The sequence below is a fragment of the Actinoplanes lobatus genome, assembly GCF_014205215.1.
In the GTDB taxonomy this organism is placed as follows: Bacteria; Actinomycetota; Actinomycetes; order Mycobacteriales; family Micromonosporaceae; genus Actinoplanes; species Actinoplanes lobatus.
In genome coordinates this window covers 9,958,257-9,972,037 of sequence record NZ_JACHNC010000001.1, presented here as the reverse complement: position 1 = coordinate 9,972,037, position 13,781 = coordinate 9,958,257, and the positions used below count along the sequence as shown (strand labels likewise).

Genomic DNA, 13,781 nt, shown 5'->3' with positions numbered 1-13,781 from the left:
TCGCGCTGCGGGTCAAGACCGGAAACCAGTTGTTGACATGTTGCCAATAAGGGTGTGATGGTACGGCGATGTCGTACGACTACGACGTCCTCGTCATCGGCTCCGGTTTCGGTGGCAGCGTGACCGCGCTGCGTCTCACCGAGAAGGGCTACCGCGTCGGCGTCCTCGAAGCCGGCCGCCGGTTCACCGACGAGCAGTTCGCCAAGACGTCCTGGCGGCTGCGCGACTACCTCTACGCGCCCGGGTTCGGCTGCTACGGCATCCTCCGGCTCACCCTGCTCCGGGACGTGATGATCATGTCGGGCGCCGGGGTCGGCGGTGGCTCCCTGGGCTACGCCAACACCCTGTACGAGCCGCCCGACGCCTTCTACGCCGACCCGCAGTGGTCCGGCATCGCCGACTGGAAGTCCGAGCTGGCCCCCTATTACGAGCAGGCGAAACGCATGCTCGGCGTGACGACGAACCCGGTCGAGACGGCCTCCGACCGGGCCCTGCGCGCGGTCGCCGACGACATGGGCGTGGGCCACACCTACCGGCACACCCCGGTCGGCGTGCTGTTCGGGGACGAGCCGGGCGTTTCTGTGACGGATCCGTTCTTCGGGGGAGCGGGACCGGACCGCCGCACCTGCACCCTCTGCGGCTCGTGCATGACCGGCTGCCGGGACAACGCCAAGAACACCCTGGTCAAGAACTACCTCTACCTCGCCGAGCGGGCCGGCGCCGAGGTGCACCCGCTCACCACGGTCCGTGCGGTGCGACCGCGTGACGGCGGCGGCTACCTGGTGGAGACCCGGCGCACCGGCGGGCTCACGAAGCGGACCTTCACCGCCGAGCAGGTCGTCTTCGCCGGTGGCGCCCTCGGCACCCAGCGCCTGCTGCACCGGATGCGCGACCGGGGACTGCTGCCGGACGTCTCGGCACGGCTGGGCGAGCTCAGCCGTACCAACTCGGAATCGATCCTCGGAGCGCGCACCCGCCGCACGGACCGCGACTTCAGTCACGGGATCGCGATCACCTCCTCGATCCACCCGGACCCGGTCACCCACGTCGAACCGGTCCGGTACGGACCCGGCAGCAACCTGCTGGCGCTGCTCGCCACGGCACTGGTCGACGAGGGCCGCCCGCGCTGGTGGCAGGCCGTCAAGACGATCGCGAAGGCCGGCCGGGACATGCGGCTCTACCTCTCGCCGCGGAACTGGTCCAAGGAGACCGTGGTGCTGCTGGCCATGCAGCCGCTGGACAACTCGATCACCGTGCACACCCGGCGCGGCCTGTTCGGGCGGCGGATCACCAGCCGGCCCGGCATCGGCGAGCCGAACCCGGTGTGGGTGCCGGCCGCGCACGACGTGGCCCGCCGGGTCGCCGCCGAGGTGGACGGGGTGCCGACCGGCTCCTACACCGAGCTGGTGGGGCGGCCGGTCACCGGGCACTTCATCGGCGGGTGCGCGATCGGCGCGGACCCCTCGCAGGGGGTCGTCGACCCGTACCACCGGCTCTTCGGGCATCCCGGGCTGCACGTCATCGACGGGTCGGTGGTCGCCGCCAACCTGGGCGTCAACCCGTCCCTGACGATCACCGCCCTGGCCGAGCGGGCGGTCGCGCTGTGGCCGAACGCCGGCGAGCCGGATCCGCGGCCGTCATCCGGGTTCGCGCCGGTCGAACCGGTGGCGCCCCGCGAACCCGTGGTGCCCGCGTCCGCCCCCGCCGCGCTGCGGCTCACCATCGGACGGCGGCCATGACCCGCATCGCGATCATCGGCGCCGGGTTCGGCGGGGTGGCGGTCGCCGCCGAACTGCTCCGCGCCGGCTTCGACGACATCGTCCTGCTGGAGAAGGCCGACCGGGCCGGCGGCGTGTGGCGCGACAACACCTATCCGGGGTGTGCCTGTGACGTGCCGGCGCCGCTCTACTCCTACTCCCGCGCCCTGAACCCGGACTGGTCGCGCCGCTACCCGCCGCACGACGAGATCCTCGCCTATCTGCAACGGTGCGCGGACGTCTGGGGCGTCACGCCGCGGGTCCGTTTCGGCGCCGAGGTGGCCTCCGCCTCGTGGTCCGGCGGCGGCTGGGAGATTGTGTTGAAAGACCACGAGATCGTACGCGCGGACGTGCTGATCCCGGCCGTCGGTCAACTGTCCCGCCCGTCGATCCCGGCGCTCCCCGGCGCGGAGACCTTCGCGGGCGTCGCCGTGCACACCGCACACTGGACCCCCGACATCCCGGTCGCGGGCAACCGGGTCGCGGTCGTCGGCACCGGAGCCAGCGCCATCCAGCTCGTCCCCGCGATCGCCGGAACCGCCGCCCACGTCACCGTCTTCCAGCGCACCGCGCCGTGGACACTGCCCAAACCCGACCGTCGCTACGGCCGCCTCCGCAAGGCCGCCTACCGCCGGATGCCGTCGCTGATGCTGCTGTCCCGCGCCGCCACCTGGGGCCTCACCCTCGTCCCGGGCGCCGCCCTGACCGGCAACCGGGTGGTCAACGCCCTGGTCCGCGGCTACTCGTCGAGTCAGCGGCGCTGGCAGGTCCGCGATCCGGAACTCCGCGCCAAGGTCACCCCGGACGAGCCGATGGGCTGCAAGCGGGTGCTGTTCACGAACGCCTGGCTGCCCACCATGGCCCGCCCCGACGTCGACCTGGTCACCGAGAAGATCGTCGCGGTGACCCCGGACGGCGTCCGCACCGCCGACGGCGCCGACCACCCGTGCGACGTGCTGATCTACGGCACCGGTTTCGCCGCCACCGAGTTCCTCGTCCCGATCCGGGTCACCGGCCGCGACGGCGTCGTGCTCGCCGACGAATGGCGGGACGGGGCACACGCGTACCTCGGTCTCGCGGTGCCCGGCTTCCCCAACATGTTCCTGGTCTACGGCCCGAACACGAACACCGGCAACACCTCGGTGATCTACTTCCACGAGGCCCAGGCCAGGTGGATAACGCAGGCCGTCCGGCGGGTCGCGGCAGGCGACGATCTGGAGGTACGGCCTGAGGTCGCGGCCGCCTACGACACCGAGATCCAGTCCCGCCTGGCCGGCTCGGTGTGGACGGCGTGCCAGAGCTGGTACCGCACCGCCGCCGGCCGCGTGGTCGCCAACTGGCCGGGCAAGGCCACCGAATACCGCCGCCGAACCGCCACCCTCAACCGTTCCGACTTCCTGCCGGGCTCACTTCCGTTGGAGTAGCAGGCTGATCATGATGCCGATGACCAGAAGCGGCAGCCCGCCGATGATCCCGACGACCACACCGATCCACTTGAACCACGGTCGTGGCGGTGTGTCCTCACGGGCGAGTTCCATGCTGTCGGCGCTTCTGTCGAGGTAGCCCACCCGAACATCTCGACCGATGTCCGCAGAAGCGAACAAGCCGTCGCTCACCAGATCATCATCGGCTGTTCCGTCATCCCAGCGGACGGTGAATCGGCAACTGTCCCAATAGCCGAATCCCTGGTTGGTAACGGGTCCGTGGCGATCACAAGCTTCCACGACCGCCCAACCGGTCCCATGGGCGTCGTCGAAGTCGTGGTGGGACATCCCGACGAGAGTGATACCGAAGCCGACGATGGCAAGGCTCAGCACGGCGATTCCGGCCATCGCGGCGACCAGGCGCAATGTGCCGCCCCTGTGCTCGCTGACGGCGGACATCGCGGCCCCTTTGGCCTCGTCCTCCGCCATCTCGCGGTCGAGGGCCGCCCTCATCTCCGCCGCTTTGGCACGGTACTTCGCCATCGGATCGTCATGCGGATCCATGTCGTTCCCCTTCTCAATCCGGCAGATCGACAGGGTTCGGCTCAGGATCCTTCTTGCGTGTGCTGTCGGCGGCCGACCCCGAATTCTGTGAGGTGTTCGTCTCCGCGGCAGATCGTCCGGTGTTGATGAGCACCTGCTGAATCGGGCCGTAGACACGGGCGTCGCCAAGGGTGAGGGCGGCATAGGCCTTGACCGGCCCGGTCCAACCTTCCCGTGCGACGCCGGCGGCCTCAACCCGGTGCGTCATGAGGCGGGTGACATCCAATTTGGCGCTCGTCAACTTCTCGATCATCCGACTCAGCTTTTCAATGCCGGATCCGATCTCCTTGATCTTCAACACCAACTCCTTCATCACCGTCAGGATCTTGATGCTCGTTTGGGACACCAGGACGGCGACTTCCATGAGGGCTTTGGGCAGCAGGACGGCAGTGGCGGCCTGCAAGAGCTTGGAGATGATGGCGCCCACCACCTGAGCAATGATGTCGCGGATGGTGTTGCGGGCGATACCGACCACCGCGCCGAGTGCGGTGGTCGCCTTGCTGAGTGCGTCAGCGATCGCCCCCGTAGCCTGAACGGTCTCGGCATGTGCCCGGGCCCGCTTCCGAAATGCGGCAGCTGATGCGGCTGTCCAGACCGCTGTGGTGGATTTGACCTCTGCGACGAAGAGTTCCGTCGTTTCGTAGATGCGTCTCTCGATGTTCTTCCAGCTGTCGGCGTGCCCCTCGATGGCTTTCGGATCGCCCATCAGCTTGTCCAGTGGCTCACGCAGGACATCCACGTGCTCCATCGCCCAGCCCACGCCGGCGGCGAACAGCGATTGCAGTGGGTCCATGATCGTGCCGAGGGCCGCCAGGCTGCTGGCGACGAAGTTGCCGCCCGCGGCGAGGAAGTTCCTTTGGGTGAGACTGTCCACCATCCCGCTCACCGACTCGAAGATCCCGGCGCCCTCATAGAACTTCGTGCCGCCGGCCGGTGCGATCAGCCCTGCGTAGGTATCGCTCATCGCCGTCCCTCCTGGAAGCCGATGACATGAGCAGCCTCGTTGTCGGTGATGCCGATCTCCACGGTGATCGACCGCAATACATCGGCGAGATGCGCCGTCGCGTCGGTTCCCGCCCGGAGATCCTGGACGGCATACTCCTGCACGATGTTGAGGATCGGCAGGATCAGTAGGCTCGGGAACTCGCCGTATACCGAGTCCTGCTGGTCGAGATACCCGGCGGCCGCGGTCACCTGATCGAGCATGTCCGCGATCTCGTCCACCTTGGTCGCGTGGGCGTCGACGGCCGCCACATCGATGTGGAGCTCGGGAACGGCCATCACCGACCACGCTCCTCGTGGTGGTCGGACGGCTGTGCCGGGAACTGGTCGGCGTAGGTGCCGGCGATGAACGACGTGGTGGCCGAGTCGGAGCCGAATATTCCCTTGACCAACTCGGCCATCTCGTCGGAGAGCCTGGCCTGGGCCCGGCGAGCGGTCGCCATGATGAGCCGCGCCAGCTCGTCCGGAGCGAGTCGCATCGCGTCGTCGGTCAGGGTCAGGCCGCTCAGCCCGCCGGCGTGGTCGACGGTCACGGCGACACCGCCGTCGCGGGACTCCGCCGAGGCTGAGACCTGCTGCATCCGTCGGCTCAGCTCGTGGGTGGTCTCGGTCTGCCGCTGGACGCGCCACTGCCAGTCGGCGAGCAGGTCCTCCGGGTCCTGTGGCATGGCTTCCCTCCCCGCCGGGACATGTACCGGTCGTCCCGGTACACACCCGCGAGCGGGAACGGGTTCATCACGCCGCTCAAGAACTGAGCCGATCTTGGACGTTGGCCCACCTGATGCGGTGGTTGATCGTCCAAGATCGGCTCAATGCCTTGTCAGGCGGCCGCCGGAGCGGGGCGCCACTGTTCGGAGCCGAACACCTCGTACCGGATCCGCTCGTCCGGGATGCCCTGCCGGTGCAGGCCGGCCCGGACGGTCTGCATGAACGGCGCCGGGCCGCACAGGTACACCTCGGCGTCCGGGTGCACCGGGACCTGGTCGGTGTCGATCAGGCCGGTGTGCGCGCCGGTGGGGCCGCCCTGCTCGTACCAGAGGACCTCGTGGAACGAGCGGATCCGGGCGCCGCTGCTGAGCATGTCGCCGCGCAGCGGGTGGCGGCCCGGGTCCCGGTCGGCGTGGACGACGGTCACCTCACGGGTCGGCTGGGTCCGTGCCGTCTGTTCCAGGATCGCCGCCATCGGGGTGATCCCGACTCCGGCGCTGACCAGCAGCAGCGGGGAGTCTCCGGGGCGCAGGACGAGGTCGCCGTACGGCTGGCTGATCCGCAGCCGGTCGCCGATGCCGACCTGGTCGTGCAGGAACGCGGAGACCACGCCGTCGGGGGCGCCGCCGCGGCCGCGGACCCGCCGGACGGTGATCCGCAGGGTGCCGCCGGTCGGCGCCTGGGACAGCGTGTACTGCCGCAGCTGGCGGCCGGCCTCGGGCAGGTCGACGGCGACCGTCACGTACTGCCCGGGGTGGTAGTCGGGGGCGGCCCGCAGGTCGGCCGGGACCAGCACGAACGAGACCGTGTCGTGCGCCTCCTCGATCTTGTTGGCGACCGCGTAGGACCGCCACGGGTCGGCGCCCTCGACCCCGGCCTCGGCGTAGAGGCGCGCCTCCCGGCCGATCAACTGGGCCGCGAACAGCCAGTACACCTCGTCCCATGCGGCGGCGATCCCCGGTGTGACGGCGTCGCCGAGCACCGTGCCGACGGCGCGCAGCAGGTAGCGGCCGACCATCGTGTACTGCTCGGGGCGGATGCCGAGGGCGCAGTGCCGGTGGGCGATCCGGTCCACCACGTGCTCGAACGCCACGCCGGACGGGCCGGCGCCGATGAGGTGCGCGGCGTACGCCGCGACCGCCCCGGAGAGTGCGCTGCGCTGCTCGCCGGTGGCCTGCGCGCTGCGGCTGAACAGGTTCAGCAGCTCCGGGTTCTCCCCGATCATCGTCTCGTAGAAGACGGTGGTGATGGCTTCGAGGTGCTCGCCGACGACCGGCAGGGTCGCCTCGACGATCGGGGCACTGGATGCGGACAGCATGAGGGGTCTCCTCTTCACTGGGGAGATCGGCCGAGGGTCAGGAGCACCTGCCGGACCGGGGGAGCGGCCAGGTCGCCGATCGTGATGGGGTCGAGCGAGGCGTAGAACGCCTCCTGTGCGACGCGCAGCGCACCGCGCAGCCGGCAGCCGGCGTTGAGCGGGCAGGGCGTCTCCCCGCCGCACTCGACCACCTCGGTGTCGCCCTCGAGTTCGCGGACCAGGCCGCCGATGGACGCGCCCGCGGCGCCGGTGGCGAGCCGGACGCCGCCGTTGCGGCCGCGCACGGTGTCCAGCAGGCCGAGGTGCTGCAACCGCTGGACCACCTTGGCGAGGTGGCTGCGGGGGACCGCCACCGAGTCCGCCAGCACGTCGATGGTGAGCAGGTCGTCCGGCCGTGCGGCGGCGAGCATCAGGACGCGAAGGCCGATATCGGTGGAGCGATTCAGTCGCACGGGCCGACCCTACTAAAAGAGGTATCTGAAAGTCCTGTTTCTGAGCGATAGATCACGGAGGGGGCGCGCCCCCTCCGTGATCTGAGTGATCTAGCTCAGGGTGAAGACCGTGGCCTTCGCGGCGACCGTGATCTGACCGCCCTTGTGCTGGAGGTACTGGCCGGGCGCGACCCGGATGGTCACGCCACCCTTGGCCGCGATCCGGGTGACCGGGGTGCCGGTGGCGCCCAGCCCGACGGTCGTGCCGCTGACCACGAGGAACTTCGTGGGCTGGTCGACCGACTGGATCGTCTCGGTGCCGTCCGCCCCGGCCACGAACCGGAACTGGGTCAGCTCCAGCTCACGCGGCGCGTGCGCGGCCCGGATCACGTCACCCTCGTGCTTGACGAACGAGCGTGGCGCGCCGGACGGCGACAGGCGCACGATCGGCCCGCCCGTCCCGACCGGGATGCCGAACAGCGGCGTCCCGTCCTCGTGCCAGTAGAGCTTCTGCACCCGGGTGTGCCGGTTGGGGTCGTACAGCGGGTCGCCGACGATCTGCTTGTAGTCGCGGGCGTGGTAGACCAGCACGTCGGTCTCCCCGTCCTCGGCCACCGTGAACGAGTTGTGCCCGGGCCCGTACCGCTGGGTCCGGTCGTCGGAGACGAAGATCGGATCCGGGTGCTTCGTCCAACTGGAACGCGAAAGAAGATCGTCCGACGCGTCGGCGGAGAGCAGGCCCATGCAGTAGTTGGCGTCGGTGGCGCTGGCCGAGAAGGTGATGAATACCTTCCCGTTACGGATCAGCACGGCCGGGCCCTCGTTCACCCGGTAGCCGATGATCTCCCAGCTCTTCGTGGGCGTGGTGATCCGGGTCGGCTTGGTCCGGAACGTCCACGGGTTCGCCATCTCGGCGATGTAGAGGCTCGTGTTGACCGCGATCTCCGGCTCGCTCTGGGCCCACACCAGGTACTGCCGCCCGCGATGGGTGAAGCTGGTGGCGTCCAGGGTGAAGCCGTCCCACTCGGTGATCAGCTGCCCCTTGAGGGTCCAGCCGGCCGGGTCGCGCGGGTCGTCGAGCGCGGACTCCATCACGTACGTCCGGATCCGGAACACGTTCCCGGCGTCGCCGGCGGCGAAGTAGATGTACCACTTCCCGCCGATCCGGTGCAGCTCCGGCGCCCAGATGTGGCCGCCCATGGTGCCGCTGGTGGGGCGCCGCCAGATGACGGTCTCCTCGGCCCCGGCGAGGCCGGCGATGGTGGTGGCGCCGCGCACGACCAGGCGGTCGTACTCCGGCACCGAGCCGGTGAAGTAGTACATGCCGCCGACCGGCCTGGTGATGAAGGGGTCGGCGCGCTGGCTGATCAGCGGGTCGATGGTGGGCACTCCGTAGATGGCGGCGTCATCGGGCAGCGGGCCCGGCTGCGGGGCGCCTTCCGCGCCGCTCGCGGCGAGCGCGCCGAGAGCTCCGGCGCCGGCCACCCCGAGAGAACCCCGGAGCAGCGTACGGCGATGCAGTGCGAACGTCATGTCCACGTCCTTATCGGGTCTTGATCCGGAGGAAGGTGACCGAGTTCGCCGGGAACTCGCGGGTAAACGTGGCGGCGATCCCGCTGACGGTGCTGGTGACCGGCAGGATCGGCTCGGCCGAGCGGGTGTTCTGCTCGCCCGGGTCACCGGTGATCACGGTCTGTTTCGCGGTCCGGGCCACCTTGCGCCCACCCAGGTCGATCCTTGTGACGGCCGGGGTGTCCTGCGCGTTGACGACCTTGACGATCAGCTCGCCGGTCCTCGTGTCCTCCGTGACGACCTGGGCGAACGGCTCGGTGACGGCGTTGTCGTCGAACGAGCCCCACTCCACTCCGTCCAGGTACAGGGTGACCTTCGTACCCCGTACCGAAATCTTGAGGTCGTAGGTCCTGCCCGTGGTCACGCTGTTGGGCTTGGTGAGGATCTGCTCCTTGGCGGAGGTGATCCCCTTCTCGATGGCGCCCTGGGTGTTGTTCCAGCCGCCCAGGTTCCACCAGTAGAACTGGCCGGTCTCCTGGATGCCGAACGCGACCAGGAAGCCCTCCGCGCCGGCCGTCTTGGTGGCCTTCAGCGTGTAGTCGTAATCGGTCGCGCTGATCGTCGCGCCCTTGACCATGGTGTCCTCGGTGTCCGTGGTCGTCTGGGTGTAGGCGCCGTTGGTCACCGTCCAGTTGCCGCGGTTGGTCACCGAGGTCCAGCCGTCCGCGTTGCCGTCGTTGAAGTCGTCGCTGAACAGCACGGCGCCGTCCGGGCTGGTGACCTTGACGTCGTCGTAGGTCGCGGCGGTCCGCCAGGTGGAGAGCCCGACCCCGCCGGTGATCGGCTTCGGCTGGAGCACGTTGCCGGTGGTGGTGGTCGGCACGACCCGGTCACCGACGTTGTTCATGAAGAGCTTCTGCATCTGGTAGCTGGTGGAGCCCCACGACTCGTCGTTGTCGAACCAGATCATGTCCGGCTTCCACTGCACGTTGTCGATGTTGGCGAGCAGCGGCGCGTAGGACGCCATCTTCACCACGTCGGCGTTGCGCTCCAGGCCGGTCATGTACGCCGCCTCGGCCAGCGAGTTGTACAGCTTGGCGTCGAGCGACGCGTATTCGCCGAGGAAGACCTTCGGACCGCTCCGGTCGTACGAGTCATAGCGCTTGTTGTTCTGCAGGAACCACGACGGGCTGTTGTAGTAGTGCTCGTCGACCATGTCCGTGCCGTTCGCCCGGTTCTTGGCCCACAGGTTCTCGAACGTCGAACCCTGGTCGTCCGGACCGGAGTTGCTGACCACCGTGATGTCCGGGTGCTTCGCCTTGATGGCGGACTCGAACTTGAGGAAGTTCGCCCAGTACTCCTCGGGCAGGTTCTCCTCGTTGCCGATGCCGAGCGTGGTGAGGTTGAACGGCTTCGGGTGGCCCATGTCGGCGCGCACCTTGCCCCACGTGGTGGTGGTCGCGCCGTTGGCGAACTCGATCAGGTCCAGGGTGTCCTGGATGTACTGCTGGAGCAGCGCCTCGTCGATCGTGGCCCGATTCTGGCCACAACCGGTCACCAGGGCCGGCAGGACCGGCAGCGGCATGGCGCCGATGTCCTCGGCGAACTGGAAGTACTCGTAGTAGCCGAGGCCGTAGCTCTGGTTGTAGCCCCAGAAGTTCTTGTTGGTGGCCCGTGTCTCGACCGGCCCGACGGTGTCCTTCCACTGGTAGGACCGGGCGCGCGGGTAGTTGTTGGCGGCCGTGTACTGGTACATGCTGCCGGTGTTGACGAGGCAGCCGCCCGGGAAGCGGACGAAGCCCGGCTCGAGCGCCGCGATCTTCTCGGCCAGGTCCCTGCGCAGGCCGTTCGCCCGGCCCTTGTAGGTGTCGCGCGGGAACAGCGAGATCTCGTCCAGGCGCAGCGTCGCCGTGCCGGTGGTCCGGACCGACAGGCGCGCGACGTCACTGGTGCCGGTCGCCCGCAGCGTGCCGGTGTACTTCGTCCAGGTGTCCCCGGAGACCGCCACCGTCAGCGGGGCGGCGAGCGCGGTCCCGGCGGTGGTCTGCAGCGCCACCTCCAGGGTGGACGCCGCGTCGGCCCGGGCCCACACCGAGAAGTTGTAGTGCTCCGACCGGGCGACGGCCAGACCGGTGTTGTAGCCGGCGTTGGTGAGGCCGGCCGCGCCGGTCACCTTGAGGTAGTTGCGGTTGCGCTCGTTGAGCCGCTGGTCGTCGTTGGTCACCACGGCCGAGCCGGTGGCCGCCCACGCGGTCAGCCCGTTGTAGCCGGACGCGTCGGTGCTGGTGAACTCGAACGAGCGGTTGCGGACCAGTTCGGCGTAGAGGCCGCCGTCGGCCGCGTAGTTGATGTCCTCGAAGAAGACGCCGTACATGGACTTGGGGATCGAGGCGCCGGTCGCGTCCGGGTTCACCGTGATGGTGTAGTCCGGTTCGACCGCCACGGCGGCGACCGGCGGGGCGACCGCGAGCGGGAGCGAGACCAGTACGGCGGCCGCGCCCACGAGACGGTAGGGGATTCGGGGCATGAAGAGTCCTCCGGTGCGGATCGCAACGGTTTCGGGAGTGTTTCCGTATAGGGGCTCCGCAATGTGTACGCAAACATCGACAGGGCTGTCAAGTGTTTCACGACCAGGATTTGCAGCGCTGCAACCGCAAAGACTGGATCTTGTTAGCGTTAACTAGCGGCCTGGGCTACACCGGTTCTCCGGGCGGCAACGTGCGGAGGACGTTCACGCCTCGTTCACCTCGGGGGCACCCGACCGGGGTGGTCGCCGTACACCTGGGCTTTTAGCGTCCGGGCAGCCCGTCACCGAGCGCGGTGACGTGAGACCGAGGAGAACTGAACCGATGCCGGACTTCAACCGCCGCCTGCTTCCGCTGCTGGGACACAGCGGTGGCAGTCGCGACGCGATGACCTGTCTGTACCGATGCGGCAACGCGTGTGACCACCCCGTGCCGAACGAGTCGGCCAACCCCTACCTCGGAGACGTCGTCAACGCCGAGATGAGCCGCCGCGGCGTGGTCCGGGCCGGTGCCGTCGGAGCGATGGTGCTCGGCTTCGGCGGCTCGGCGCTCGCCGCGGCCGGCCCCGCCGCGGCCGCCCCGGCCGCCCCGGTAGAGGCCGCCCGCCACGGCGGCAGGGCCGGCCGGCTCACCTTCGAGACGGTCGCCCCGAACACCCTGGACCAGGTGACCATCCCGGCCGGGTACCAGTCGTCGGTCGTGATCCGCTGGGGCGATCCGGTCGAGCCCGGCGCGCCGGCGTTCGACGTCGACAAGCAGACGGCGGCCGCCCAGTCGAAGCAGTTCGGCTACAACAACGACTTCGTCGGCGTGATCCCGATCCCCGGTGACCGGGACCGGGCGCTGCTCGTGGTGAACCACGAATACACCAACGAGGACCTGATGTTCCGTGGCTTCACCACCATGGACGCCCTCACCGTCGAGCAACTCAAGATCGCCATCGCGGCGCACGGCCTGTCCGTGGTCGAGATCGAGCGGGTCGGCCGCACCGGCCGGTGGAAGCCGGCCAAGAGCCGCCGGCTGCGCTGGAACCGCCGGATCACCGCGCTCGCGACCGAGTTCGAGCTGACCGGCCCGGTGGCCGGCTCGGCGCTGGTCAAGACCGCCGCCGACCCGTCCGGCCGGATCGTCATCGGCACGCTGAACAACTGCGCCGGCGGCGTCACCCCGTGGGGCACCGTGCTCTCCGGCGAGGAGAACTTCAACCAGTACCTCGTCGGCGGTGACGCGGTCGCGGCCGACGTCAAGCCGAAGCTCAACCGGTACGGCATCAGCACCACCGCCCGCTACCCGAGCGGCAGCCGCAAGTGGGACCGGGCCCAGGAGCGCTTCGACCTGGCCCTGCACCCGAACGAGGCGAACCGGTTCGGCTGGGTCGTCGAGGTCGACCCGTTCGACCCCGAGGGCCGTCCGCGCAAGCACACCGCCATGGGCCGCTTCAAGCACGAGGGCGCCAACGTCATCGTCGCCCGCAACGGCCGGGTCGTCGCGTACATGGGTGACGACGAGCGGTTCGACTACCTGTACAAGTTCGTCTCGGACAAGAAGTACATCGACAGCGACTCGCCGTGGGCCCGCCGGCACAACCTGACCCTGCTGGAGTCGGGCACGCTCTACGTCGCCAAGGTCACCGGCGACAGCGACCCGGCCGAGATCGACGGCACCGGCAAGCCGCCCGCCGACGGGAAGTTCGACGGCCGGGGCGAGTGGATCAAGCTGGTGTCCGGCAACACGTCGTACGTGCCCGGCATGACCGCGATCGACGTGCTCACCTTCACCCGCCTGGCCGGCGACGCGGTCGGCGCCACCAAGATGGACCGTCCCGAGGACGTCCAGCCGAGCCCGCGCACCGGCAAGATCTACGCGGCGATGACCAACAACACCAACCGCGGTGTCGGCACCAACGCCAAGCCGGACGAGGCCAACCCGCGCAACGCCAACAAGCACGGCCACATCTTCGAGATCACCGAGGACCGGGGCGACCACACCGGCGCCACCTTCACCTGGCAGCTGCCGATCGTGTGCGGCGACCCGGCCGCGGCCGACACCTACTTCGGCGGCTACGACAAGACGGCGGTCTCCCCGATCTCCTGCCCGGACAACGTCGCCTTCGACAGCGCCGGCAACCTCTGGATCTCGACCGACGGCAACGCGCTGGGCAGCAACGACGGTCTCTTCGCGACGCCGGTCGAGGGCCGGGAGCGGGGCCGGCTGCGCCAGTTCCTCACCGTGCCGAAGGGCGCCGAGACCTGCGGCCCCTTCATCACCTCCGACGACCGTTCGGTGTTCGTGGCGGTCCAGCACCCCGGCGAGATCACCGGCGCGTCGGTGGACAAGCCCGCCTCGGTCTGGCCGGACGGCGACTTCGCCAAGCCCGGCGTCGTGGTGACCTGGCGCAAGGACGGCGGCCCGGTCGGCAGCTGATCCACCGGGCAACACTCCGACGGCCGCGGCGTGCCACGCCGCGGCCGTCCTGGCGTCCACTTCCTACAGTGATCTTC

At 69.3% G+C, this 13,781-nt stretch carries 11 protein-coding genes; 3 read left to right on the top strand and 8 right to left on the bottom strand.

What is annotated here, in order from left to right:
- Positions 1–68 precede the first annotated feature (68 nt).
- Both BJ964_RS45240 and BJ964_RS45235 read left to right on the top strand, forming a co-directional pair.
- The gene (locus tag BJ964_RS45240; protein ID WP_188126418.1) at positions 69–1,739 is read left to right on the top strand and encodes a GMC oxidoreductase; all 1,671 of its coding nucleotides are present in this window, start codon (positions 69–71) and stop codon (positions 1,737–1,739) included.
- On the top strand, positions 1,736–3,181 hold the full coding sequence (locus tag BJ964_RS45235; RefSeq protein ID WP_188126417.1) for a flavin-containing monooxygenase: 1,446 nt from the start codon (positions 1,736–1,738) through the stop codon (positions 3,179–3,181). Before BJ964_RS45240 ends, BJ964_RS45235 begins: the two co-directional genes overlap by 4 nt.
- Here BJ964_RS45235 and BJ964_RS45230 read toward each other — a convergent pair.
- From BJ964_RS45230 to BJ964_RS45195, 8 genes are all read right to left on the bottom strand, one after another.
- Positions 3,164–3,745, bottom strand: a complete 582-nt coding sequence (locus BJ964_RS45230; protein WP_188126416.1) for a DUF6346 domain-containing protein — start codon at positions 3,743–3,745, stop codon at positions 3,164–3,166. The two genes, BJ964_RS45235 and BJ964_RS45230, sit on opposite strands and share 18 nt — an antisense overlap.
- Before the next feature lie 13 nt (positions 3,746–3,758).
- Positions 3,759–4,748, bottom strand: coding sequence for a hypothetical protein (locus BJ964_RS45225; protein ID WP_188126415.1), 990 nt, complete (start codon positions 4,746–4,748; stop codon positions 3,759–3,761).
- Positions 4,745–5,065 (bottom strand): hypothetical protein, encoded by a 321-nt coding sequence (locus BJ964_RS45220; RefSeq protein WP_188126414.1) that lies wholly within the window; start codon positions 5,063–5,065, stop codon positions 4,745–4,747. Before BJ964_RS45220 ends, BJ964_RS45225 begins: the two co-directional genes overlap by 4 nt.
- On the bottom strand, positions 5,065–5,454 hold the full coding sequence (locus BJ964_RS45215; protein WP_188126413.1) for a YbaB/EbfC family nucleoid-associated protein: 390 nt from the start codon (positions 5,452–5,454) through the stop codon (positions 5,065–5,067). Before BJ964_RS45215 ends, BJ964_RS45220 begins: the two co-directional genes overlap by 1 nt.
- A gap of 152 nt (positions 5,455–5,606) precedes the next feature.
- Positions 5,607–6,812 (bottom strand): FAD-binding oxidoreductase, encoded by a 1,206-nt coding sequence (locus tag BJ964_RS45210; RefSeq protein WP_188126412.1) that lies wholly within the window; start codon positions 6,810–6,812, stop codon positions 5,607–5,609.
- 14 nt (positions 6,813–6,826) lie between these two features.
- The gene (locus BJ964_RS45205) at positions 6,827–7,264 is read right to left on the bottom strand and encodes an RrF2 family transcriptional regulator (RefSeq protein WP_188126411.1); all 438 of its coding nucleotides are present in this window, start codon (positions 7,262–7,264) and stop codon (positions 6,827–6,829) included.
- Between the two features lie 90 nt (positions 7,265–7,354).
- Positions 7,355–8,776: a glycoside hydrolase family 43 protein gene (locus BJ964_RS45200; protein ID WP_188126410.1), complete on the bottom strand. Its 1,422-nt coding sequence runs from the start codon at positions 8,774–8,776 to the stop codon at positions 7,355–7,357.
- Between the two features lie 10 nt (positions 8,777–8,786).
- Complete coding sequence (locus tag BJ964_RS45195; RefSeq protein WP_188126409.1) at positions 8,787–11,282, bottom strand: alpha-L-arabinofuranosidase C-terminal domain-containing protein; 2,496 nt, start codon at positions 11,280–11,282, stop codon at positions 8,787–8,789.
- Positions 11,283–11,604: 322 nt separating this feature from the next.
- On the opposite strand from BJ964_RS45195, the gene BJ964_RS45190 reads away from it, so the two are divergent.
- Entirely contained in the window at positions 11,605–13,704 is a 2,100-nt protein-coding gene (locus BJ964_RS45190; RefSeq protein WP_188126408.1) for a PhoX family protein, read from the top strand.
- Positions 13,705–13,781: the final 77 nt, after the last annotated feature.